The following is a 1,387-nucleotide window of genomic DNA, read 5'->3' on the forward strand; positions in this document are numbered from 1 at the left end:
TCCTCCACCCCCTCGTCCAGGCCCACGTGCACCCGGACGCCGCCGATCTGCGCCGACTGCACGTCGAGCTCCCCGACGGTCACCGCGACGTCCCGGACGGACGGGGCGGTGAACTCGTGGACCGTGGTGTCGCCCGGTCCGTCGGAGGTGCCGACCGCCTCGCCGGTGCCGAGCACCTCGTACCGGGAGTCCGCGACCACCTCCAGCGAGGCCAGCTCGAAGTCCTCGCTCACCGTCATCTCGCCGGCGACGGCGACGGCGGGGCTGCGGTCCCACCCCCGCCCGCGCTCCCAGGCGAGCAACGGGAAGGCGGTGGCGAACCAGGCGACGTCGACGCCGCCGGCGGTGCCCACCCGCTCGTTGACGTCGGGGCCGAGCTCGACCTCGAACTCGAGCTCGACGGTGATCTCCTCGCCGGGCTCCGCGCACTCGGGCAGCGGCACCTCCTGCAGCGTGCCGGCGGGCGCGCTGTCGGGGGCTCCGGCCGGGACGTCGCGCACCTCGGCCGGTTCGCCGTCGACCCGGACCTCGGACACGGTCAGCCCGCTGCCCGCCCGTGCGGTGGCCGGCTTGTTCGGCCAGGAGCGGAAGACCAGCACGCAGGTGTCGAGGTCAGGGGTGAAGACCACCCGTTCCGCACCGGAGACCGTCTCCAGGTCCTCGGCGACGTCGAAGCGCAGGTCGACCACCGGCCGGTCGGCCCGGGGCTCGGGCCAGCCCGCGGCGTCCGGGGTGGACGTGGGCCGGGGCGCGGGGTCGGGGGAGTTGCTCGTGGAACAGCCGGCGAGCAGCACGGCTCCGGTGAGCGCGGCGGCCGCGGCCCGACGACGACCCGCGCGCATCACTGCCCTTCGAGATGGACGACGGGATCCTCCCGCCGCGTCCCATTCTCTCGGTTGTGCGCAACTCGGGCCAACCCGCGGTCCTCGGCAGTGCCGGGCGGCAGGCGCACCCGACTCCCGAGGTTGCTGTTGCTGCTGTGACGAACGAGTCAACTGTGAACCGAGCGTGACCTTACGGATGCACAAAGTGCGTGTAACGATCAGTTCCGTAATCACCGCACACCGTCCGCACCCCAGGTGACGGACGCTCGAAGGGGTCTCTTCTTGTCCAGACGTCACACCCGGAGTGGCCATGGCCGCCGCTTCCTGTCCGCTCTCACCACCCGCAGCGGCCGGCGTGCGCGGACGGGCATCGCCGCCGCCTTCCTGTGCGTGACCGCCACGTTCGGGGCCACCAGCGTCGCTGACAGCTCGCCCGTCGCGTCGCCGGTGAGCAACGTCCAGCCGCAGGCGGAGACCGAGGTCCAGGTCGAGGCCGCCCGAGCCGAGAAGCCTGCGCGGCACTCCGAGCGGGCACGTCGGGGCACGCAGCAGCCGGCCCCCAC

1 pseudogene is annotated in these 1,387 nt (G+C 73.3%); it reads right to left on the reverse strand.

What is annotated here, in order from left to right:
* A pseudogene (locus G5C62_RS27030) lies at positions 1-842 on the reverse strand (M1 family metallopeptidase); the annotation flags it as partial.
* Positions 843-1,387 lie beyond the last annotated feature (545 nt).

It is taken from the genome of Modestobacter sp. KNN46-3 (genome assembly GCF_011039295.1).